The organism is Micromonospora sp. WMMD1128 (assembly GCF_027497235.1).
GTDB lineage: Bacteria > Actinomycetota > Actinomycetes > Mycobacteriales > Micromonosporaceae > Micromonospora.
Window position 1 is genome coordinate 5230800 of record NZ_CP114902.1, and the last position, 21185, is coordinate 5251984.

Here is a 21185-nt window from a genome sequence, read left to right on the forward strand (position 1 = left end):
GGCGCGGGCTGCGGCGACGGTATGAGCGGCCGATTCTCCCAGGAGGTGATGACCCGGGCGATGCGCGAGATCGCAGCCGGTCTTGGCGTCCCGACCGAAGATGCCCAGCTCCTGCGCCTGACCAACAATGCCGTGTTCGCCCTGCCGCATGCCGGGATCGTCATCCGGGTCGCCCGCACACATCGCCTGCGAGAGCGGGTCACGAAGGTGGTCCGCCTCGCACGGTGGTTCGCCGATATAGATGCACCGACCATCCGCCTAGCACCCGAGGTCGTGCAACCCGTCGAGGTAGGTGGTCTTACCGCATCGGTGTGGACCTACGTCCCCGAAAATGCGTCGGCTCCGACGGTGGAAGACCTGGGTTCAACCTTGCGACGTTTTCACGCACTCGGCTCTCCGCCGTTCCCAGTCGCTGCCTGGGATCCGATTGGAGACGCCCGTCGACGCCTGGCTGATGCCGACGGACTGAGCACGAAGGACCATGACTATCTCCTGGCGTGGTGCGACCGCTTGGAGCCAGAGGTCGCCGCGCTCAGCCAGCGTTCGGAGCAAACGCTTATTCATGGCGACGCCCATGTCGGCAACCTGCTCCGGAAGCCATCTGGACGGGTCGTCTTCTGCGACTTCGACGCCACCTGCCTTGGACCGTGGCAGGTCGACCTGGCGGCGGTCGCAGTGGGCGCGGCGCGATTCGGGGCTTTCGAGGCGCGCGGCAGGCTCACTAACGCCTACGGCTACGACATCACCTCCGACCGGGACTGGACAGTCCTGCGGGAGGCGCGCGAGCTTAAGATGATCGCAGCCGCGGCCCCTCTTCTCGCTAGTTCAGCAGGGGTGGCGGCTGAGTTCGCCATCCGGTTACGCTCCGTAGAGCAAGTGGATTCCACTAGGCGCTGGACGCCGTTTGCCGATCTCCCGTAACTCGATATTCGAGGCGCATGCCGAACAAGCGACAAGTTGGAACGCTAGAGTTCGGCCGTTTACGATCACACCGAGTCCCGGACGGCAGCAAGACCACAGGTAGCGAGCCTCAGTGGCCAAGCGCCGAGGACGGGCTATGGGAGACGGATCTGAGAGGGTGGTTCGGTAGCTTTCGTCCATTGTGGGTTCGGCCCGGCATGTGAAGGTGAGCCGTGGTCGTAACCGGTGACGTGGTGGCCGCGTTGGGCTGATCATGGGTGAGCGTGCGGCGTATCCGAGTGACCTGACCGATGAGCAGTGGGCGGTGGTCGGGCCGTTCCTGCAGGCGTGGAAGGACCGGCACCCGTCGGTGTCGGGGCATCAGGGCCGTTACGAGTTGCGGGAGATCGTGAACGCGATCTTCTACCAGAACCGGACCGGGTGCCAGTGGGCGTACCTGCCGCACGACCTGCCGCCGAAGTCGGCCACCTACTACTACTTCGCCCTGTGGCGTGATGACGGCACCGACCAGGTGATTCACGATCTGCTGCGCTGCCAGGCACGGGAGAAGGCCGGCCGCCGGGAGGATCCGACCGCGGTGGTGCTGGACACTCAGTCGATTCGGGCGGCCAACCACGTCCCGGCCGCCACGACCGGCAAGGACGCCGCGAAGAAGGTGCCGGGCCGTAAGCGGGGCCTCGCGGTCGACGCCCTCGGGTTGATCATCGCGGTGGTGGTCACCGCCGCGTCGGTCACCGACAACGCGATCGGCGTGAAGCTGCTGGACAACGTCCTCGCGCACACGCCGACGGTGACCAAGGCATGGGTCGACGCCGGGTTCAAAGACGACGTGCAGATCCACGGCGCGGTCCGAGGTGTCGACGTGGAGCAGGTCCTGCGGTCCGACACGACCGCCGGGTTCGTGCCGATCAAGCGGCGGTGGGTGGTCGAGCAGACCAACGGCACGCTGATGCTGCACCGCCGCCTGGTCCGCGAGTACGAAAGCCGACCCGCCTCCGCGGTGTCCCACACCTGGTGGGCCTCGACAGCGAACCTCATCCGCCGGCTGACCGGCACCGCCACCACGTCCTGGCGCGACCCAGGCCACCAGCGGTGACCCAGCCGTCGCTGCTGACCCTGCTCACTGAACGCGAAACCGCCGCCGGCCTCGCCGTCGAACGGCTCCGCGCCCAGATCGCCTCCCTCGACGAGCAGCTCACCGCCGCCGAGACCGAGGTGGCCGAACTCGCCATCACCCGCAAGACGCTGCTGAGCCTGGGCGGCCCACTCGACGCGGTCGCACCTGCTGACCCGACCATCGCCAGCCCCGCCTACCAGCAGATCCTCGCCGTGTTCCACGCCGGGACCGCACCGATGCGCGCCAAGGACATCTGCAAAGCGCTGGGCGCCGGGACCACCGCGAAGGACACCGAGAATCTCCGCGCCAAGCTCAAACGCCTCGTCGCCCGCCAGATCCTCACCGAACCCGACGCCGGACTGTTCACCCTGGCTCCACCGACGACGTCCGCGTAACCCCACCAACCAGGGCCGCTAACGAACCACCAAGTCCGCATCGGACATAGCCTCCCGAACCACCCTCTGAGGACTACGACGCCAGCGGTGCGAACGCAGCGCGGCCGGAGCTTCTGGGCGGCCTACGGAGCTTCCTGACCGACTACCTCACGCCGCCGGCCCGGCCCGCGCAGTCCCTCGCGCAGCTACGACGGCCTGTTCGGCGCATCCACGATCTCTACCAGCGAGCGAGTTACTCGTCGGCCGCCCGTCTGCTGCCCGACGTGCTACGCCAGGCAACCGAACTGACCCACAGCCCCTCGGGGCCTCACCGCAGGGACGCCTTCCGCCTGCTCGCCGCCGGCTACCTCGCGGCAGCGAAGCTCGCCGCGAAGATCGGCGACGGAGAGACCGCCCTGCTCGCTGCGGATCGGGCCGCCACCGCCGCGAAGATCGGCGACGACCAGGCTCTCGTGGCGATCGCGGCGTACCAGGCCGCGTGCGGTCTCCTACGGATGCCGGGGCGAGCGGGGGAAGCTGCGGAGATCACGCGCAGAAGCATCGACCATCTCGCCGTCGGCAACCCGACGGCCAATCCCGACGTGCTCTCCGCCCACGGGGCGCTGCTCCTCCTCGCCGCCGTGATGGCCGCCGGGCAGGACAACACCAAGGAGTCCGCCCAATACCTGTCGCAGGCCGAGCGGCTGGCGGCCGACCTGGGCGCGGAACGGAACCGGCTGTGGACTGCCTTCGGCCCGACGAACGTCGCCATCCACTCCGTCTCCGCCGCTGTCCGGCCCCGGAAGGCCAACCACGCTCTGGAACTGGGGGCGCGCCTCGACACCTCACGGCTTCCGTCCGTCATCGTCGGGCGGCGGGCTCAGGTGCACATCGATCTGGCCGCAGCCGCGTTCATGTCGTCGACAGACAGGTCCACTGCGGTGCTGCATTTGTTGAAAGCCGAGCGGGTAGCCGCCGAGACGGTTCATGCGAACGTCCAGGCGCGGGCCATCCTGCTCGACCTCATGACCAGGGAAAGGCGAGCGGCAACCCCCGGGCTGCGACCCCTCGCACAGCGGGCCGGCCTGCTGACATAGCAGGTCAACCTCGCAGCTCTTGCGTGCGACCTGTCGGTCCATCGCCTGTCGATGATCTGACATCGGGTGGGCGAAGCGCCCGACATCTACCGGTTCCCCGCCTGTGGTGGCTTTCGCAGGGCCTGCCTCGCGGTTAGCTTGCCGTGGTGGGGGATCTTGAGCAAGGCATCTACGAGCACCTGATCACGCAGGAGCTGGCGAAGCGGATCCAGGGCGTTGACCGCTCGCTCGTCCAGGACGAGAAGCTCGACCCGGCCGACTCGCACGACGTACTCGCCCGCCACCTCGCCGCCCTCGCGCGACGTGCGCTACTCGCGGTCGGTGGCGGGGAGAGCAAGCTCGCCCGGCAGGTGGACCTGGCGAACCGCATCGCCGCGCACATCGCGCAGGCCGAGCCTCGTGCCGTCAGCACCGACGACCAGGTGGCCGACGCTCAACGCCTGCTGCACGCCATCGCCGCCCCACCCATCCCGCCGGCCGCGCCGGTCTTCCCGATCCGCCCCTCCACGCCGCTGTCCACCGGCGCGCTGCTCGTCAACGGCCGGCACCAACCGCGGATCGGGCACGAGGTCAGCCACGAGATGGCCTCGGCGGACGCGGTCGACCTGCTCTGCGCCTTCATCAAATGGCACGGGCTGCGCATCATCGAGCCGGCGATCACCGATCTCATCGCCCGGGGTGGCCGCGTCCGGGTCATCACCACCACGTACATGGGTGCCACCGACCAGCGGGCGCTCGACCGGCTCGCCGAGCTGGGCGCCGAGGTCAAGGTGTCCTACGAGACGCGGACCACCCGCCTGCACGCCAAGGCGTGGCTGTTCCGGCGCGACAACGGCACCACCACCGCGTACGTCGGCTCGTCCAACCTGTCGAAGGCCGCGCTCGTCGACGGCGTGGAGTGGAACGTACGCATCTCGAACCTGGAGCAGCCGCACGTCATCGACACCTTCGAGGCGACGTTCGCCGACTACTGGCACGACTCGGCGTTCGAGACGTACGACCCGGCGAGGGACGCCGAGCGGCTGCGCGTCGCGCTACGCGGGGAGCGCGCCGACAACGCACCAACCGAGATCGCGAACCTGGATGTCCGGCCGTTCCCGTACCAGCAGGAGGTCTTGAACGACCTCGACGCCGAGCGGGTGGTACACGGGCGCTGGCGGAACCTGGTGGTGATGGCGACCGGCACCGGCAAGACGGTGGTGGCGGCCCTGGACTATCGCCGGCTGCAACGGGCCGGGCACGTCGACTCGCTGCTCTTCGTCGCGCACCAGGAGCAGATCCTGCGGCAGAGCCGATCCGTGTTCCGTCAGGTCGTGGGTGACGGCAGCTTCGGCGACATGCTGGTCGGCGGCGAGCGGCCACGGCAGGCACGGCACATCTTCGCCTCGATCCAGTCGCTGCACCGGCAGGAGATCGACCCCGAGGCGTACGACATGGTGATCGTCGACGAGTTCCACCACGCCGAGGCACCCACGTACACGCGGCTGCTGGAGCGGCTTCGGCCGCGCGTACTCCTGGGATTGACGGCGACCCCCGACCGGAGCGACGGCGGCGACGTGCGCCGGTGGTTCGACGGTCGCGCGTCGGTGGAGTTGCACCTGTGGGAGGCGTTGGAGCGGCAGTTGTTGGCGCCGTTCCAATACTTCGGGCTGCACGACGAGGTGGATCTGACGCGGGTGCGATGGAAGCGCGGGCAGGGCTACGACAAGGCCGATCTCGACGGCGTCTACACCGGCAACCACGCCCGGGCGCGGCTCATCCTGCAAGCGGTCCACCGGATCGCCGACGTGGGACGGATGCGGGCGCTCGGCTTCTGCGTCAGCATCGGACACGCCGAGTTCATGGCCGACTGGTTCACCAGGCACGGCGTACCGGCGGCGGCGGTGACATCGACGCGCGATCGCGGCGAACGACACACGCTTATCGACCGGTTCCGTAAGCGTGAGCTGCGGGTGCTGTTCACGGTCGACCTGTTCAACGAGGGCGTCGACCTGCCGATGGTCGACACGATCCTGATGCTGCGGCCCACCGAGAGCGCCACGATCTTCCTTCAACAGCTCGGCCGCGGGCTGCGGCTGGACGACGACAAGCCGTGCCTGACCGTGCTCGACTTCATCGGCGGCCAGCACGCCAACTTCCGCTTCGACATGCGGTGGCGGGCGCTGGCCGGGGTGAGCCGGCGGGCCGTCGAGGCGGCCGTACGCGAGGACTTCCCGTCGCTGCCGAGCGGTTGCCACATCGAGCTGGACCGGGTAGCGAAGGAGATCGTGCTCGCCAACCTGAAGTCGGCGCTGCCGACCTCGAAGAACGCGCTGGCGGCGGAGCTACGGCAGCTCGGTGATGTGAGCCTGTCCGACTTCCTGCGGGAAACCGGCCTGGAGATCGAGGACGTGTACCGGTCGTCTGCTGTTGGCGGCTGGGCGGGCCTGCGACGCCTGGCCGGTCTCGATCCTGCACTTGGCGGCCCGGATGATCGTGACCTCGGTCGGGCTTTCGGTCGGATGCTGCATGTTGATGACGTCGATCGGCTGGACCTCGTCTGCCAGGTGGCGGCGGGTCGATCGCCCGCCGGCGGACGGCTGTTGGACATGCTGCACTTCAGCCTCTGGGGGCCGGCGGTGCCGTTGGCCGAGCGCGATGCGCGGCTCAAGCGGCTGTGGGCGGAGCCGGCGCGCTGCGCGGAGCTGCGGCAGGTCGCGGCTGTGCTGCGCGATCGGATTCATCGGGTTACCGAGCGGCCGGCTGCGGAGCGGGTGCCGCTGCGGGTGCACGCCCGCTACAGCCGGAACGAGGCGTGCGCTGCTTTCGGCATGGCGAACCCGGGTTCGCTGCGTGAGGGGGTGAAGTGGCTGCCGGACGAGAAAGCCGACCTCTTCTTCGTCACGCTGGTCAAGTCGGCGGAGCACTACTCCCCAACCACGATGTACGCGGACCGGGCCATCACCGAACGGCTGTTCCAGTGGGAGTCACAGAGCACCACGTCGGCGGGGTCGGCGACCGGGCGACGGTATGTCAACCACGTAGCGCAGGGATCGACGGTGCACCTGTTCGTGCGCGAGACCAGAATCGCCGATCGCGACCTTGGCGCGCCTCCGTACCTGTACGCCGGGCCGATGACGTACCAGGAGCACAGTGGCGACCGGCCGATGCGGATTCTCTGGGAGCTGGGGCATGCGCTGCCTGCTGACACGTACGCCGCCGCCCGGACAATCGCGGCGTAAACAGATGACAGGGGCCGGCGAGCCATTACCCCGGTCGTTGATCGAGCTGACACAATCGCCAAGTTGTCAGCCGGTAGGAGGCGGCGTGGGCTTCGACTCACTCATGACCGACCACCCGGGGTGGCGGTCCGTCTATGGTCGCCACGTGCGCCTCCTGACCGCGGACAACGAAACGTCTTGGCTGGTCGAGGCGCATGGGCAGGAACTGACCTGGACAACGCTCTCGGGAGATGACCCGACGCCGGCCACAGAGGTCTTCCGGCTTTCCTTATCGGCCCGGTCGCAGGCCACGGTCCTTGACGCCTCCTTGGCAGAGCTCGGTGACGTAGCTAGGCTCCGAAACCCGAGCCTCTGGGACGCACTGGCCACCGCCATCGTCCGTCAGGTCATTCGAGCTGGGCAGGCACGGAAGCTTTATCGCGAGTTCTGCGACCGCTTCGGACCCACCGTCGCACGATCCGATGAGACGGACATCCGCGCTTTCCCATCCCCGGAGCATGCGCTAACTCTGAGCGATGGTGATTTCACTGAGAGTGGGATGGCCTTCAAGCGCCGACCACTGCGGCACGCGGCTGAGGCATTCATGGCACGTGCCGAACAGTGGACGGGCCTTGCCCCATCGGTCCTGGTCAAGGAGCTTCAGACCATCCCCGGTGTTGGGCCGTGGAGCGCTGGCGCTGCCGTGGCCGACTGGAGCAACGACTGGACCCTCTATCCCTACGGCGACCTGGCCGTGCGCACCTGGGCCCGCCACGCCGACCCTGGCACCGCCTGGCCCGCTGACGACTCGACGTTCGCGGCACATTGGCGGCGGGTGACCGGTGACCAACTCGGCGCGTACACCCTCCTCACGCTCGCTTTCGGATGCCGGCAGGTCGGAGCAGTGTGAACAACCGATCCTCGGCAGCCGGTCGGGGGCCCCGCTCGATCTGCTCTTGGTAAACGCGCCGCTGCGAGACTACGCCTTGCGGCCACGGGTCAATGACTTCACGCTGCCGGTCCTGGGGATGGGATACATCGCCACGGCTGCAGCGGCTGATGGCTTCAACGTGGGGGTTCTCGACGGTGAGGCGTCGGGTCTCGGCATCGAGCAGATCATCGGAATCATCGACGAAGCGGCACCACGCTGGGCGGGCTTCAATCTCCTGGCGCCGACCTACGAATTGAGCGCCCGCATCGCCGCGGGGATCGATCCGGCCATCCACGTGATGGTGGGCGGTCACCAAGCCAAGGCCATGCCGCAGGCGGTCATCGGGGATGATCGGTTCCGCCAGCTTGAAGCGCTCGTCGTGGGTGAGGCGGAGAGCCGAGTCGTGGAGCTGCTGCACGACCGCGGCCACCGGTCGCGACTGCCCGGCGTCATGTGGCGCGACCCGATTCTCCGAACGCCGGTGACGGGCGGCATGCCCGGCTCGATGGGACACCTGGCGCCGGACATCAACGCGCTGCCCTTCGTCGACCGCCGATTCTTCGCCGCCGACCCCTACCAACCGGCGGGCGGTCCTCTGGAAGCGGCAATGGTGGGCGCTCGGGGATGCCCATACGACTGTTCCTTCTGCGGCGCGGCGGTCAGCGCGAATCCTGATGTGACCATTCGGACCCGGGACCCGATGAACATCGTCGCTGAGATGGACCAGTTGCATGCCAGCTTCGGGGTGACCGCCTTCCGGTTCGTCGACGACCTTTTCCTCGGCTACGAACGGTTCATCCGCCGCTGCATGGCGGCCTTCACCGAGGTCGACGTGGGCAGTCGGTACATCTGGGACGCGACCGGCCGGATCAACGTCCTGGCCCGCGCCGACGACGCGCTTGTCGAGACCTTGGCGGCTAACGGCTGCCGCGAGGTGGCTCTGGGCATCGAGTCCGGTAGCGAGCGGGTGCTGAACCACATCGGCAAGCGGATCAACCCGGACTTGACACGGCAGGTGGTACGCCGACTCACGAAGGCCGGCATCGGAGTCAAGGGCTACTTCATTCTCGGCTTGCCGACCGAGACCCGCGAGGAGTTGGACGCCACGGTTCGGCACGTCCACGAGTTGTGGGAAATCACCGATGACGCGCCGGGTCGGTTCCGGGCCAGCGTCTTCGAGTTCCGCCCATATCCGGGTACACCCGAGTGGAACCGGCTGCTCGCTACCGGCCGTTACGACCCGGAGCGGCTCCTGGACTACGCCGCGGTCGACCTCACCGACAACGGACTGGACGAAGCAATGCGGGAGCGGGATGAGTTCAACTTCTCGGTCAACCTCCAGTTCGGTGAGGTAGCGGTCGCATACGTTCGGCAAAAGCTGGTCGAGCTGGCTCGGGCTCAGCATGATCGGCTGGTGCGGTCGTGACCGGCCTGTTCGTCGTTGTCGACGGTCCGAGCGGAGTTGGGAAAACCACCATCGCTGCGCTGCTCGTCCGGCTCCTCGCCGATGAAGGTTGGCCGGTGCACCCAACGAAGGAACCGAGCAGTTCGGCGCTCGGCCACACCGCCCGTCACGGCACAGACGAGTACCACGGCCTGGCGCTCGCGTGCCTCGTCGCCGCCGATCGTTACCATCACCTGGAGACGGAAATCCGGCCAGCCCTCAGGGCCGGGAAGGTCGTCGTCTGCGACCGCTACCTGCCCACCTCGCTGGTGCTGCAACGACTCGACCGGGTCGAAATCGACTACATCTGGCTACTCAACCGCCATGCCGATCGCCCTGATCTGACCATCATCCTCACCGGTGACCCGACCCGGTCCCGGACTCGCGCGGCGGAGCGCGGAATTCACAGCCGCTTTCATCGGGGCGGACCGGAGGTGGGCCGGCAGGAACGTGACCTGTACGCGCAGGTGGCTACCGAGCTGAATGAGGCCGGCTTCCGGGTGCACGTGCACGACGTCGGAGAGCAACTCCCGGGCCAGATCGCCGCCGCGCTGCTCGGTGAGATAAGGCAAACCCACGCCGATGTGTCGGATGCTCAGACCGCGACCGCCGACGCTGACCTGATCAGTGAGTCGTAGCTTTCCGTGCTGCGTTCCAACTCAACACCGAGGGAGCGGGCGAACCGATCCAACTCCGCCTGCACCTGCCGCGCCGGCTGGCCGCTGCTGTCCATCACCTCGATCTCGAAGAAGGCTCCGAGCCCGTCCACCTCGTCCAGGCAGAGCACCATGTCGTCGAGCCGGGCGGTACGGCGGGTCTTCACGATCCGTACCGTCGGGTAAAAGCCCATGGCCAGGATCGCCGCGTGCATCTCGCGGCGGCCGAGCACCTCGGTCTCGTGTTCCTGGCAGGCGAGTTCGTTGTCGAGCGGCGTCTTGACGCAGAACAGATGCCGACCGTTCTGGGTACGCAGCCGGGCGAAGGCCCTGCCCTGCTTGCTCTGCCCGTAGCTCCAACCGTTTGCCGCATATGCCTGGTCGTCCTGGTGCGATGCCGCTGAAAGGTCGACTCCTCGGACGGCGAGCGCCCGGATCAGCGCGGCGGGCTCTGTGACCCGATACTTGACCTCGATCTCTCGGATGCCGTCGGTCATCCCGTCTCCCTGGCTGTGGGCCACCGCGTACCGGGCGTACTCAACCACAACGGCGATCTCGCCGGATGACGACACCCCGAACCGCCAATAAACGTGCGAAACCGCAGCACGTGACGACGGCCGAGCGCGCGGTAGCCTTTGCACCGGAACTCCAATTCCCGGCTCAAGAGATGTGTCGCAGTAAGGGCCGGGGACCCGCCCCCACGTGCGGGAGGAGAGGGCGACAGTCGTTGCACGCTGCCCATCTCCAGGAGCACAACCATGGACCTCGGCCTCGGCCTCCCCATCAGCGATCCGCGCCGCCTCACCGACTGGGCACGACGCGCCGAGTCGTGCGGGTTCGACACGCTCGCCCTGCTCGACCGGCTCGCCTACCACAATCCCGAACCGCTCGTCGCGCTGTCCGTGCTGGCCGGCGCCACGTCACGGATCCGGCTTCAGACGGAAGTGCTGCTCGGCCCGCTACGCGCCACCGCCATGCTGGCCAAGCAGGTCGCCACGCTGGACGTGATGTCCGGCGGTCGGTTCACGCTCGGCATCGGCCTCGGCGGTCGGGAGGACGATCACGCCGCCGCCGGCACGCCCCTCGCCGCTCGGGGCCGGCTGCTGGAGGCCCAGCTCACCGAGTTGCGCCGGATCTGGCGCGGCGAGACCTTCCGGGGCACGACCATCGGCCCGCGACCGGAGACGCCGGCCGGGCCACCAGTCCTCATCGGCGCGTTCGCGCCCGCGGCGCTGCGTCGGGTCGCCCGGCACGGTGACGGTTTCCTCTGCGCGGCACCGCTCGCGTGGGCCGGCAGGTTGGTACGCACGGTCCACGACGAGTGGGCCGTCGCCGGGCGCGGCGGCCGGCCCCGGCTCGTCTGTCAGGTGAACGTGGCACTCGGCGCGGCCTTCGCATCGGCCCGCTCGGCCGTCGCCGCCTACTACGGCCGCGACGACTGGGGCGTGCCGATCTCCGATCCGCGCAAACTGGCGGACACCGTTGCCGCGTACCGTGACTTCGGCGCCGACGAACTCGTCCTCTACTGCTACGCCGACGACCCGGCCCAGGTGGATACGCTCGCCGGCGTCCTCGGCCGCGCCTGAACCATGGGGGTGCCGCCCCGGCGAGAGCCGGCTCGCCGGGGCGGACCACCTGTCAGACCGGGGCTTGGCTGAGCGGTTCCGGCTCGGTGTGCCGGCCACCCCCACCGCCGCCACCGCCGCCGCCGTTACGCCGCTCGTCGCCGTGCCCCGGCCACCATGCCTTGTGTCCGATCAGTCCGGTCAGCGCCGGCACGAAGAACATCGACATGACGAACGCGGACAGCACGATCCCGATGGCCACCGCGAAGCCCATCTGCTGGAGGAACGAGATCGGCGCGAGCATCAGCACCCCGAACGTGCCGGCCAGGATCAGCCCGGCCGCGGCGACGGTCGGCCCGGCGTGTTCCACGCCGATGGCGGCGGCCTCGTGCGGTTCGTTGCCCTCCCGCGCTTCCTCGCGTAGTCGGGCGATCATCAGGATGTTGTAGTCCGTGCCGATCGCCACCACGAACAGGTAGAGGATGATCGGCAGCTGGAACGTGACGCCCGGGTTGCCCTGGAGCCCCTGGAACACGTAGACGGTCGCGCCGAGCGTGGCGGCGAAGTTGAGCAGCACCGCGATCACCAGGTAGACGGGTGCGACGAGGCTGCGCAGCAGCAGCCCGAGGATCAGCGCGATCAGGCCGGCAGCCACCGGCAGGATCACCGACAGGTCGCGGTTGTTCGCCGAGTTGATGTCGGCGAAGATCGCGGTCGGGCCGCCCACGAGTGCCTTCGTGCCCTGCGGCGCCTTGGCGTGCAGGTCGTCCCGCAGCTCGTCGCGGACCAGGCTGATCGCCTCGTTGGAGACCGGGTTCTCATCGAGCAGCAGGTTGATCCGAACGACGCTCGGGTCGGTGGTGCTGCGTTCCGCCGGCTGCACCCGGGCCACGCCCGGCGCGCTCGCCGACGCGGCGGCGAAGTCGTTCACCTGCTGGTCGGTGAGGGGGCTGCCGTTGCCGGTGGTCAGGTAGACCTCGGTGGGCGCGAGCGCGCCGGCCGCGAAGCCGCGCTGGAGGTCCTTGGCGGCCCGCGCCGACTCGGTGTCCTGCGGGAAGCCGGCGCTGAAGTCGTAGTCGGCCTTGTAGCCGAGCACCCCGGCGGCGAGCGCGACGAGCAGCACGCCGGAGGCCGCGGCCACCACGGCGGGCCGGCGGCCGACGAGGGTGCCGAGCCGCCGGGACAGGCTCGCCTTCGGCGTCCGCTGCCACGCCTTCGACGGCCAGAACACCCACCGGCCGAGCAGCGACACGATCGCCGGGATCAGGGTCAGCGAGGTGACGAGCATGACGGCGACGGCGATGGCGAGTGCCGGACCGAGCGAGCCGAAGAAGCCGAGCGAGGCGAGCAGCAGCACCAGGAACGCGACGATGACCGCGCCCGCGGCGGACGTGATGACCTCGCCGACCCGCTGCACCGTGACGATCATCGCGGTGCGCTTGTCGTCGCCGGCGCGCAGCCGTTCGCGGTAGCGGAACAGCAGGAACAGGATGTAGTCGGTGCCGATGCCGAACAGCACGATCAGCAGGATGGTCTGCAAGTCCTGGCTGACGTTGAGGTCGAACGCCTTGCCGGCGGCGGCGACCAGCCCGGTGGTCACGGACATCACCACGCCGATCACCACCACCGGAAGCAGCGCGGCGATCGGGCTACGGAAAATGATCAAGATCAGACCGATGATGAGGACGATGGTGGCCACGCCGACGATCGCGAACGCCGAGTTGAACGTGTCCTCGTTGTCGACGAAGCTGGCCACGTCGCCGGCCACTCCGGCGGTCAGGCCGCTGCCGGACAGGTCCGGCCCGAGGGCGGCACGCATGTCGCGTACGGCGTCGAGCAGGCCCGGGTCGTCCGGCGTGGCGGCGTCGAGGCCGACGGAGATGATCTGCACCGACTTGTCCGGCGCGACCGCCTGCGGGCCGGTGAGATAGCCGGAGGTCTGCGGGATGTTCCGGGCCTTGAGCGCCTGGGCGAGCTGCCCGACGCGCGCCTCGTCGGCCGGCGTGAGCGGCTTGCCGTCGTCGCGTTTGACCACGATGGTGGCGGTGGCGGTCGCCGACTGCGGGAACGCCTTGCTGGCCAACTCGGTGGCCTGCACCGACTCGTAGGAGTGCGGCAGGAAGCTCTCCTGGTCGGCCGAGGTGATGTCGCTCAACGTCGGGCTGGTGGCGATGATCGCGATCGCGGCGAGGAGCCAGCCGCCGATCACCCACCAGGCCTTGCCGACGACGAATCTGCCCAGTCGCTCGAACATCGTGTCCCCCGTGATTCGGACTGTGTCCTCCGCATCCTACCGTCGGTGACCAATCCTTTTCGGACGCCGCGCGACCTTCCGATGAAGATCCGGGTGTCGGTGCCGGAGTGTCGTAGGTGGCTCGTAGCCTGACGGGCATTGACGATCGCAGGGAGGCGACGTGCTCGACCACTTCTCCATAGCGGTGCGCGACCTGGGGGTCAGCGGCGCCTTCTACGACGCGGTCCTCGCCCCGCTCGGCGGCCGGCGGATCATGGAGCCGGGCCCGATCGGGTACGGCGTCGACGCGCCCGACTTCTGGGTCGAGCCGGCACCGGCCGACGCCGCCCCGGCGCCGCTGCACATCGCGTTCACCGCGCCCGACCGGGCGGCCGTGCACGCGTTCCACGACGCCGCGGTGGCCGCCGGCGCCGAGGTGCTGCACGCGCCGAAGGTGTGGCCGGAATACCACGCCACCTACTACGGCGCGTTCGTCCGCGACCCGGACGGCAACAACGTCGAGGCGGTCTGCCACCGGCCGGAGTGAGCGCGGTGGAGATCGAGCCGGTCGAGCACGCTCCGGTCCGCGCCATCCGCCGGGCCTGGCTGGCCCAACGCTGGCACGACCTGACGTTCCTGCACTGGGCGACGCCGCCGGAGCGGGTCGCGCCGCTGCTGCCCGCCGGCACCCGGCCGGACACGATCGACGGTGTCACCTATGTCGGGCTGATCGGCTTCCGGATGGTCGGGGTGGGGTTCGGCCGGGGGCCGGGCGTGCCGTTCTTCGGCACGTTCTGGGAGACGAACGTGCGGCTCTACTCGGTCGACGACGCCGGCCGGCGGGCGGTGGTGTTCCGCTCGCTCGACGCCTCCCGGCTGGTGCCGGTGCTTGTCGCCCAGATCGGCCTGCGCCTGCCCTACAAGTGGTCGGCGATGCGGCTGGACCGCGCCGGCGACACGCTCACCTACCGCTGCCGCCGCCGCTGGCCCGGCCCGGCCGGCGCGCGCAGCCGGATGACCGTGCGGGTCGGCCCGCCGATCCCCGAGCCGACGCCGCTGGAGCACTTCCTCACCGCGCGCTGGGGCCTGCACACCCGGGCGTACGGACGCACCCGGCACCTGCCGAACTGGCATCCGCAGTGGCCGTTGCACCGCGCCGAGCTGCTGCACCTGGACGACGAGCTGGTCACCGCCGCCGGCCTGCCCGCGCCGGACGGGCCGCCGGTGAGCGTGCTCCACTCCCCCGGCGTCCCGGTCGTCTTCGGCGGCCCCACCGCACTCCCCTGATTCGGTCCTTGGTCAAAGCAGGAACGAGAGCGCCACGCAGGAACGAGCGCGGAGTCAGCGCAGCGGGTCGTGGGTGCCGCGCGGGACGTCGGGGCGGCAGCGGCGTACCCGGTCGGCCGCCATCCGGCCGCCCACCGCCAACCCGTGCCGTTCCACCGCGGCCAGCCCGTACGCGCTGCACGTCGGCGTGTAGCGGCAGGTCCCCGGCCAGCGGTGCGACAGCCAGCGCCGGTAGCCGAGGATGGCGGCCCGCCCGGCTCGGTCGACCGCCGGCGTCCGCACCACGCCGGCGGTCACCGAGCCGAGGGTCAGCAGCGTCGAGAAGAGCCCCAGGTCGCAGCAGCCCGGCCCGTCGCAGTCGGGCAGGTCACAGTCGCACCCGCGGTCCTTCTTCTTTTTCCGGTGGTGCCGCTTCCGCATGATCACGATGCCATGATGCGACACTGCCGCCAGCCGAGGACCAGCCGACCGGAACGGGTCCGGTGAGGTCGGGTCGGAGGCCCGCCGGCTCCCTAACGTCGAGGGCGTCATCAGGAAGGAGCATCGGGTGCTGGATCGGCTCAACCAGGCCATGGACCACCTCGAACAGCGGCTCGACCAGCCGCTCGACGTGGCCGAGCTGGCCCGGATCGCGTGCGTGTCGGAGCACCACTTCCGGCGGCTCTTCTCGGCGCTGGCCGGGATTCCGCTGTCGGAGTACGTGCGCCGCCGCCGGCTCACCCTGGCCGCCGCCGACGTGCTCGCCGACCGGGCGTCGCTGCTCGACGTGGCGGTCCGCTGGGGGTACGGCTCGAACGAGGCGTTCGCCCGCGCGTTCCGGGCCGTGCACGGGGTCGGCCCGGCGCAGGCGCGGCGCGACGGGTCGGTGCTGCGGTCCCAGCCCCGGATGTCCTTCCGGCTCGTCGTCGAAGGGAGTATCAGCATGGACTACCGAATCGTGACCAAGGACGCTTTCCGGCTCGCCGGCCGCAAGGCCCGGGTGCCGCTGGTCCACGAGGGGATGAACCCGCACATCGTGGCGTTCGTCAAGAGCGTGGACCCGGAGACCGTACGCCGGATCGAGGCGCTGTCCGACCAGGAGCCGCGCGGGATCGTCAACGTCAGCGACGACCTCGCCGGTGACCGGGCGGAAGGCACCGAGTTGGACTACTGGCACGGGGTGGTGACCGGCGCCGAGGTGCCGGACGATCTGGACAGCCTGCCGGTGGAGGCCGGCGACTGGGCGGTCTTCCGCAGCTCCGGCGCATTCCCGCAGGCGTTGCAGTATCTGTGGCGGGACGTGTTCACCCAGTGGTTCCCGTCGAATCCGTACGAGATCCGGCCCGGGCCGGAGATCTCGCAGGTGCGGATCGCCGAGGGCGGCGGCACCGCCGACGCGGAGCTGTGGATCCCGGTACGCCGGGTCTAGCGTCACGCCGTGTCCGCGGCCTGCGCCAACTCCGCGGCCTGCGCCAACGCGGCCGGCACGTCGTGCACGTGGTAGGGGTGCTCGCTCGGCTCGATGCCGGCGAGGAACATCGCGTACACGGCGGCCAGCCGCAGCGGCGCGACCGGCCGGAGCAGGTCGACCGCCCGGCGCGGGTCGCAGCCGGGCGCGTCGGCCCGCCACCGGTCGGCCCACGCGTCGACCACTCGGGCGGCGGCGGGCGCGTCGAGACCTTCGGTGAGGCGCAGGATGTCGAAGCCGGGGTGGCCGACGAAGGCGTCCGCCCAGTCGATGACCACCCGCCGGGCGTCGTCGCCGCGCACGTTCCCGGGGTGCAGGTCGCCGTGCACAAGCGTGTCCGGCAGGCCGCAGTCGCGTAGCCGCCGGAGCCGCTTGTCGAGCCCATCGAGCAGCCTCGCGGCCACCGTCACGTCGTGCCCGGCCAGCCGCTCCCGCACCCACGCACCGAGCCCCACCCCCCGAAGATCGGGTACGCCCGCCGCGACCAGCCGGTCCACCGCCCCCACGCTCCGGAGCTGCACGCGGTGGTGCGCCGCCGCGACCCCCGCCCGCACCCCTTCCCCCGCCCCGTAGAGGTCCTCCCCAGGCACGTCCTCCAGGAGCACCCGCCCTTCCTCACCCACAGCCAGCACCACCGGCCCGGCCTCGATCCCCTCCTCGGTGCTCAAGGAGTTCGCGTCCCCCGGAAGATCAGCTCCGACACCAACTCCTTGATCAACGGGGCGAGCGCGGAGGGGCGAGCGGGTGGTCAGCCAGGTCAGGACGGTGGGCTCGTGGGGGGCGAAGGTGGGGAGCTGCTTCAGCCACGCCGGGCCCTCGGGGGTGTCCAGGCGCCAGATCGCGGAGAGGTTCCAGGTGCGCTGTTGCGCCACGGCGGTCACCGGGCGGCCGAGGCGGCGCAGCTCGTCGACGGCCCAGGCGACGCTGCGGGCCGGGCCGCCGACCTGCGCCCACGGCTGGCGCAGCGGATGCGGCGCGCGGTCCACGGTCGCCGGTTCCAGGGGTACGCCGCCCGCCGCTCCCGGCCCGGCCGGCGCCCCGATGAGTTGGGCGAGGTAGCGGACGTGGCCGCCGGGTGGGTGCGGACGATCGGCGTCGAGCAGCCGCAGCACGGCCACGTCGACGCCGTGCCGGCGGCGGGCACCGTCGACGATCGACGCGACCTGCTGCCACCACGGGTCCGGCACCTCGAACGGGGGCAGCGCGCCGAGCGGCCGGCCGGCGGCGTCGACCAGGACCACTGTCACGGCGCGGGACACGGCCGGACGCTAACCGAGCACCCCTACGGGACACGACTGATTTCCTCCGGGAGCGTTCGGGCGACTCCCGGTTGTCCCGCGGACGGACGACGGACAGGCTGAGGCAATGAGCCTCCTCGATTCCCGGACCGGTCCCGCGTACCGATGGTTGCGGCCGGTCGCGGTGACCGCCGCGCTGCTGCTGCTCGGCTACGGACTGCTGCGCCGAGTCGATTACTTGGACGGGCACAGCGACAAGGGCGCCTGGGCGTGGAACATCGGGCACGGTCAGTTCCTGCTCGGCGTGCTCGGGTTCGCCGCGCTGATCGTCGGGCTGCACGGCCTGCTGCGTACCCGCTCGACCCGGCTGCGGACGCTTGACGACGTGGCCGCGCTGGCCGGCCTGGTCGGCGCCGCCGCGTTCGTCTGGGTGATCCTCGGCGACCTGTTCCCGCGCTTCGCCGACGCGGTGGCCACCCCGGACGTGGTGCTGTTCGGCGGGCCGGTGCTGTTCGAGCTGGGCCTGCTGGTGCTGCTGTGCCGGGCGGCGGCGACGCGGCTGCTGCCGGTGTGGGCGCCGGTGCTGGTGCTGGTCGGGTTCGTGGCGATCGCGGTGGACCTGGACCTGCTACCGGTCGGCGCCGTGCTGGTCCTGGCCGGCCTGCTGCCGCTGCGCGTCCGGGGTGTTAAGCGGGGGCCCCGCCTATACCAAAAGCGTTAAGCGGGGCCCCCGCCTTACCCCTCAGCTCCACACGCTGCGGCGCGGCCCCCGGTGGTCGGCGCAGGCGTCGGGCTGCCCGCCGGTCCGGCTGATCGTGCCGTCGTGGCACTGCACCAGCCAGCCCCGCCCGGACCAGAAGCCGGGCACGCACTCGAACCAGTCGCAGACCCCGGCGGCCGGCTTGCGGATCCGATCGCCGCCGCAGTAGTCGTACCCGAAGGGGTTCGGTGGGGCGCCGCAGCGACGCTCGGCGACCGGCTGCCGGGCGGGGTCGCGCGGCGGCGCGGACCGGGTGCCGCGCGGCGTCGGGCTGGTGCTGGGCCGGACCTGGACGGCGGGGGCGACCACCGGCGGCGGGGGCGTGCCGGTGGCCGCCGGGGTGGCGGCGGCGGCCCGCTCCGACCCGGTCCGCGTCGGCGGGTCGGCCTCGACGAGCATCGCCGGCACGGCAAGCGCAAGCGCCACGCCGACGGCGATGGTCCGCCGGCCACCGGGCACCAGCGTGGAGATCCTGGCCTGGGCCGGGGTGAGCACGGCCGGTCGGTGCGGGCGCAGTTGCGCGTGTTCGTCGATCAGCTCGTCCAGCTCGGCGACGACCGCGGCGCGCTGTTCGATCGCGTCGGCGAAGGCCAGGGTGAGCGTGAACCGGAAGTCGGCCACCGCGCCGGTGGGCAGCAGCAATCCCGAGGTACGCCGCCGGTCCAGCACCTGGATCAGGGTGACCGGCGCGGCCGGGTCGTGGGACAGCCCGGTCATCCTGCCGTACGTCCAGTCGCGCCGGCCGCGTCCGCCGAGCAGCGCCAGGCGCCGGTTGGTGAGCACGGCCAGCCCGGCGTCGACCACCTTGACGCCCTCCGGGCGCCGTGGGCGCAGCACCGGCGGGTCGGGGTCGACGAGCAGTTCCGGGGCCGGGAGCACGGCGGTGTGCCGCACCTCGACGAGTTGCGCGGCGGGCAGCGTCCAGAAGACCACCTCGCCGGGGGCCAGTTCCATCGGCAGGCCGTCGCCGGCCCGGACCGAGCCGTGGAAGGAAACCGCGAGGGTACGCAGCCGCCGCAGTTCGTCGTCGCGGCGGCGCCACGCCTCGTCGGCCGCGCGGAAGGCCCGCTGCCGCCGTTCGTTCTGCCGGTGCGCCCACCGGTAACGCCATGTGGAACCCGTCGAATCAGTCATCGCCACGCCGACTCCTCCGCCGCGCGAGCCCACCATTCGGGGTGTTCATCCCTATCAACGGCACTGCGGGGGTACAAAGACACGCGAAAGTCGCCGATTAGACCGAACGGCTGATTGACCCGCTTCCCGCCGGGCGTCGCTTCGCCATGCGGGCGGGCCGACTCGTCGGTAACGTCAGCCGCAGGGGCGGGGCGTACGCGGCCCCCGGTGACGAGTGGAGGTGCATCGGTGGGCGACCCGACCGTCGTGGTGGGTGTGGACATCGGCACCACGAGCAGCAAGGCGGTCGCGTTCGACACCGACGGGCGGCAACTGGCCAGCCACTCGATCGGCTACCCGCTTGAGGAGCCGAACCCGGGCTGGGCCGAGCAGGACCCGGACGCCATCTACGAGGCCGTGGTCGGCGTGATCCGCGCGGTCGTCGACGAGTTGGGCGCGCCGATCGCCGGCTTGTCGTTCAGCACCGCCATGCACAGCCTGATCGGGCTCGACGCCGAGGGCAACCCGCTCACCCCGTCGATCACCTGGGCCGACTCCCGAGCCAGCGCGCAGGCCGAGCGGCTCCGGGCCGCGCCGTCCGGGCTGGGCCTGCACCGGCGTACCGGCACCCCGGTGCACCCGATGGCACCCCTGCCCAAGCTGGTCTGGTTCGCCGAACAGGAGCCGAAGCTGCACGAGCGGGTCTCCCACTGGGTCGGCATCAAGGACCTCGTGTTGCGGCGGCTCGCCGAGGCGCTCGTCACCGACCACTCGGTCGCCTCCGCCACCGGTCTGATGGACATCCACCGGCTGGCCTGGGACACCGAGGCGCTGCGCATCGCCGGCATCACCGAGGAGCAGCTGCCCCAGCTCGTCCCCACCACTCACGTGCTGCCCGGGTTGACCGCCGAGGCGGCCCGGGCCACCGGCCTGCCGGCGAACACCCCGCTCGTGGTGGGCGCCGGCGACGGGCCGCTCGCCAACCTCGGGCTCGGCGCGGTGCGGCCCGGCGTGGTCGCCTGCTCGATCGGCACCAGCGGCGCGATGCGGGTGATGGTGGAACGCCCCGGCGTCGACCCGCTCGGCGGCGTCTTCTGCTATGCGCTCACCGAGGACCGGTGGGTGGTCGGCGGCGCGATCAACAACGGCGGGATCGTGCTCCAGTGGGCCCACGACGCGCTCGCCCCGGAGCTGGGCGAGCAGGCCGAGGAGGAACTGCTCGACCTGGCCGCGCAGGCGCCGGTCGGCTCCGGCGGGCTGATCATGCTGCCGTACCTGCTCTCCGAGCGTGCCCCGCACTGGAGCGCGCTGCCCCGCGGCGCGTACGTCGGGCTGACCCACGGCCACGGCCGCGCCCATCTGGTGCGGGCCGCGCTTGAGGGGGTCTGCCAGCAGCTCGCGCTGGTCCTGGCGTCGGTCCGCGCGGCCGGCAACGAGGTACGCGAGGTCCGCGCCAGCGGCGGCTTCGCCCGCAGCCCGCTGTGGCGGCAGATCCTCGCCGACGCGCTCGGCATGCCGGTGCGCTTCCCGGCCGGGCACGAGGGGTCCGGTTTCGGCGCCGCGCTGCTGGGCATGCAGGCGCTCGGTCTGATCCCCTCGATCGAGGTCGCCGCCGACCTGGTCCAGATCGACGAGACGGTCCGCCCCGACCCGGCCGCCGCCGCCACGTACGGTGCGCTGCTCCCGCTCTTCTCCGAGCTGTACGACGCGCTCGTGCCCACGTTCGCGTCGCTGCGACGGTTGGCCCCGAGCCTGCCGCCGGAGCCACCTCCCACCGCTCCTCCCCGCTGACCGAACAGAGG

At 70.6% G+C, this 21185-nt stretch carries 19 protein-coding genes; 14 read left to right on the top strand and 5 right to left on the bottom strand.

Going from position 1 to position 21185, the window contains the following annotated elements:
• Window positions 1-21 precede the first annotated feature (21 nt).
• The 8 genes from O7602_RS23330 (at window position 22) to tmk (ending at window position 9722) form a co-directional block, all read left to right on the top strand.
• Window positions 22-921 (top strand): aminoglycoside phosphotransferase family protein, encoded by a 900-nt coding sequence (locus O7602_RS23330; RefSeq protein WP_281584750.1) that lies wholly within the window; start codon window positions 22-24, stop codon window positions 919-921.
• A 253-nt stretch (window positions 922-1174) separates the two neighbouring features.
• The gene (locus O7602_RS23335; protein WP_281583622.1) at window positions 1175-2017 is read left to right on the top strand and encodes an IS5 family transposase; all 843 of its coding nucleotides are present in this window, start codon (window positions 1175-1177) and stop codon (window positions 2015-2017) included.
• Window positions 2014-2433: a hypothetical protein gene (locus O7602_RS23340; RefSeq protein ID WP_281583623.1), complete on the top strand. Its 420-nt coding sequence runs from the start codon at window positions 2014-2016 to the stop codon at window positions 2431-2433. The genes O7602_RS23335 and O7602_RS23340 overlap by 4 nt, the downstream gene beginning before the upstream one ends.
• 263 nt (window positions 2434-2696) lie before the next feature.
• Window positions 2697-3509 carry a hypothetical protein gene (locus O7602_RS23345; protein ID WP_281584751.1) on the top strand — a complete coding sequence of 271 codons (813 nt, stop codon included), beginning with the start codon at window positions 2697-2699 and terminating at the stop codon, window positions 3507-3509.
• A gap of 146 nt (window positions 3510-3655) precedes the next feature.
• Window positions 3656-6730 (top strand): DEAD/DEAH box helicase, encoded by a 3075-nt coding sequence (locus tag O7602_RS23350; protein WP_281584752.1) that lies wholly within the window; start codon window positions 3656-3658, stop codon window positions 6728-6730.
• A gap of 145 nt (window positions 6731-6875) precedes the next feature.
• Entirely contained in the window at window positions 6876-7619 is a 744-nt protein-coding gene (locus O7602_RS23355) for a hypothetical protein (RefSeq protein WP_281584753.1), read from the top strand.
• Entirely contained in the window at window positions 7552-9066 is a 1515-nt protein-coding gene (locus tag O7602_RS23360; RefSeq protein WP_281584754.1) for a radical SAM protein, read from the top strand. The genes O7602_RS23355 and O7602_RS23360 overlap by 68 nt, the downstream gene beginning before the upstream one ends.
• Window positions 9063-9722, top strand: coding sequence for a dTMP kinase (gene tmk, locus O7602_RS23365; protein ID WP_281584755.1), 660 nt, complete (start codon window positions 9063-9065; stop codon window positions 9720-9722). The genes O7602_RS23360 and tmk overlap by 4 nt, the downstream gene beginning before the upstream one ends.
• Here the strand turns inward: tmk and O7602_RS23370 are convergent.
• Complete coding sequence (locus O7602_RS23370; protein WP_281584756.1) at window positions 9680-10237, bottom strand: CYTH domain-containing protein; 558 nt, start codon at window positions 10235-10237, stop codon at window positions 9680-9682. The two genes, tmk and O7602_RS23370, sit on opposite strands and share 43 nt — an antisense overlap.
• A gap of 261 nt (window positions 10238-10498) precedes the next feature.
• On the opposite strand from O7602_RS23370, the gene O7602_RS23375 reads away from it, so the two are divergent.
• Window positions 10499-11326, top strand: coding sequence for an LLM class flavin-dependent oxidoreductase (locus O7602_RS23375; protein ID WP_281584757.1), 828 nt, complete (start codon window positions 10499-10501; stop codon window positions 11324-11326).
• A 52-nt stretch (window positions 11327-11378) separates the two neighbouring features.
• Here O7602_RS23375 and O7602_RS23380 read toward each other — a convergent pair whose 3' ends face one another.
• Window positions 11379-13559, bottom strand: a complete 2181-nt coding sequence (locus tag O7602_RS23380; protein WP_281584758.1) for an MMPL family transporter — start codon at window positions 13557-13559, stop codon at window positions 11379-11381.
• Window positions 13560-13719: 160 nt separating this feature from the next.
• Here O7602_RS23380 and O7602_RS23385 point away from each other — a divergent pair, with 160 nt between their 5' ends.
• Both O7602_RS23385 and O7602_RS23390 read left to right on the top strand, forming a co-directional pair.
• Complete coding sequence (locus O7602_RS23385; protein ID WP_281584759.1) at window positions 13720-14085, top strand: VOC family protein; 366 nt, start codon at window positions 13720-13722, stop codon at window positions 14083-14085.
• A gap of 5 nt (window positions 14086-14090) precedes the next feature.
• Window positions 14091-14825: a DUF2071 domain-containing protein gene (locus O7602_RS23390; RefSeq protein ID WP_281584760.1), complete on the top strand. Its 735-nt coding sequence runs from the start codon at window positions 14091-14093 to the stop codon at window positions 14823-14825.
• A gap of 54 nt (window positions 14826-14879) precedes the next feature.
• On the opposite strand, the gene yidD is transcribed toward O7602_RS23390, so the two are convergent.
• A complete protein-coding gene (gene yidD / locus O7602_RS23395; RefSeq protein WP_281590482.1) occupies window positions 14880-15245 on the bottom strand; it encodes a membrane protein insertion efficiency factor YidD in 366 nt (121 codons plus the stop codon).
• 127 nt (window positions 15246-15372) lie between these two features.
• On the opposite strand from yidD, the gene O7602_RS23400 reads away from it, so the two are divergent.
• Complete coding sequence (locus O7602_RS23400; protein ID WP_281584761.1) at window positions 15373-16233, top strand: AraC family transcriptional regulator; 861 nt, start codon at window positions 15373-15375, stop codon at window positions 16231-16233.
• A gap of 2 nt (window positions 16234-16235) precedes the next feature.
• On the opposite strand, the gene O7602_RS23405 is transcribed toward O7602_RS23400, so the two are convergent.
• Window positions 16236-17531, bottom strand: a complete 1296-nt coding sequence (locus tag O7602_RS23405) for an aminoglycoside phosphotransferase family protein (RefSeq protein WP_281584762.1) — start codon at window positions 17529-17531, stop codon at window positions 16236-16238.
• 106 nt (window positions 17532-17637) lie between these two features.
• On the opposite strand from O7602_RS23405, the gene O7602_RS23410 reads away from it, so the two are divergent.
• Window positions 17638-18231, top strand: a complete 594-nt coding sequence (locus tag O7602_RS23410) for a hypothetical protein (RefSeq protein WP_281584763.1) — start codon at window positions 17638-17640, stop codon at window positions 18229-18231.
• A gap of 21 nt (window positions 18232-18252) precedes the next feature.
• Here the strand turns inward: O7602_RS23410 and O7602_RS23415 are convergent, their stop codons facing one another.
• Entirely contained in the window at window positions 18253-19410 is a 1158-nt protein-coding gene (locus O7602_RS23415; RefSeq protein WP_281584764.1) for a hypothetical protein, read from the bottom strand.
• A 222-nt stretch (window positions 19411-19632) separates the two neighbouring features.
• Here O7602_RS23415 and O7602_RS23420 point away from each other — a divergent pair, with 222 nt between their 5' ends.
• The gene (locus O7602_RS23420; RefSeq protein WP_281584765.1) at window positions 19633-21174 is read left to right on the top strand and encodes a gluconokinase; all 1542 of its coding nucleotides are present in this window, start codon (window positions 19633-19635) and stop codon (window positions 21172-21174) included.
• Window positions 21175-21185 lie beyond the last annotated feature (11 nt).

What these genes read in the sequence shown, in the direction of transcription:
- O7602_RS23330 (WP_281584750.1), top strand. Translation starts at nt 22, where the DNA reads ATGAGCGGCCGATTCTCCCAGGAGGTGATGACCCGGGCGATGCGCGAG.
- O7602_RS23370 (WP_281584756.1), bottom strand. Translation starts at nt 10,237, where the DNA reads ATGACCGACGGCATCCGAGAGATCGAGGTCAAGTATCGGGTCACAGAG.
- O7602_RS23410 (WP_281584763.1), top strand. Translation starts at nt 17,638, where the DNA reads ATGAGCCTCCTCGATTCCCGGACCGGTCCCGCGTACCGATGGTTGCGG.
- yidD (WP_281590482.1), bottom strand. Translation starts at nt 15,245, where the DNA reads ATGCGGAAGCGGCACCACCGGAAAAAGAAGAAGGACCGCGGGTGCGAC.
- O7602_RS23335 (WP_281583622.1), top strand. Translation starts at nt 1,175, where the DNA reads ATGGGTGAGCGTGCGGCGTATCCGAGTGACCTGACCGATGAGCAGTGG.
- O7602_RS23380 (WP_281584758.1), bottom strand. Translation starts at nt 13,559, where the DNA reads ATGTTCGAGCGACTGGGCAGATTCGTCGTCGGCAAGGCCTGGTGGGTG.
- O7602_RS23375 (WP_281584757.1), top strand. Translation starts at nt 10,499, where the DNA reads ATGGACCTCGGCCTCGGCCTCCCCATCAGCGATCCGCGCCGCCTCACC.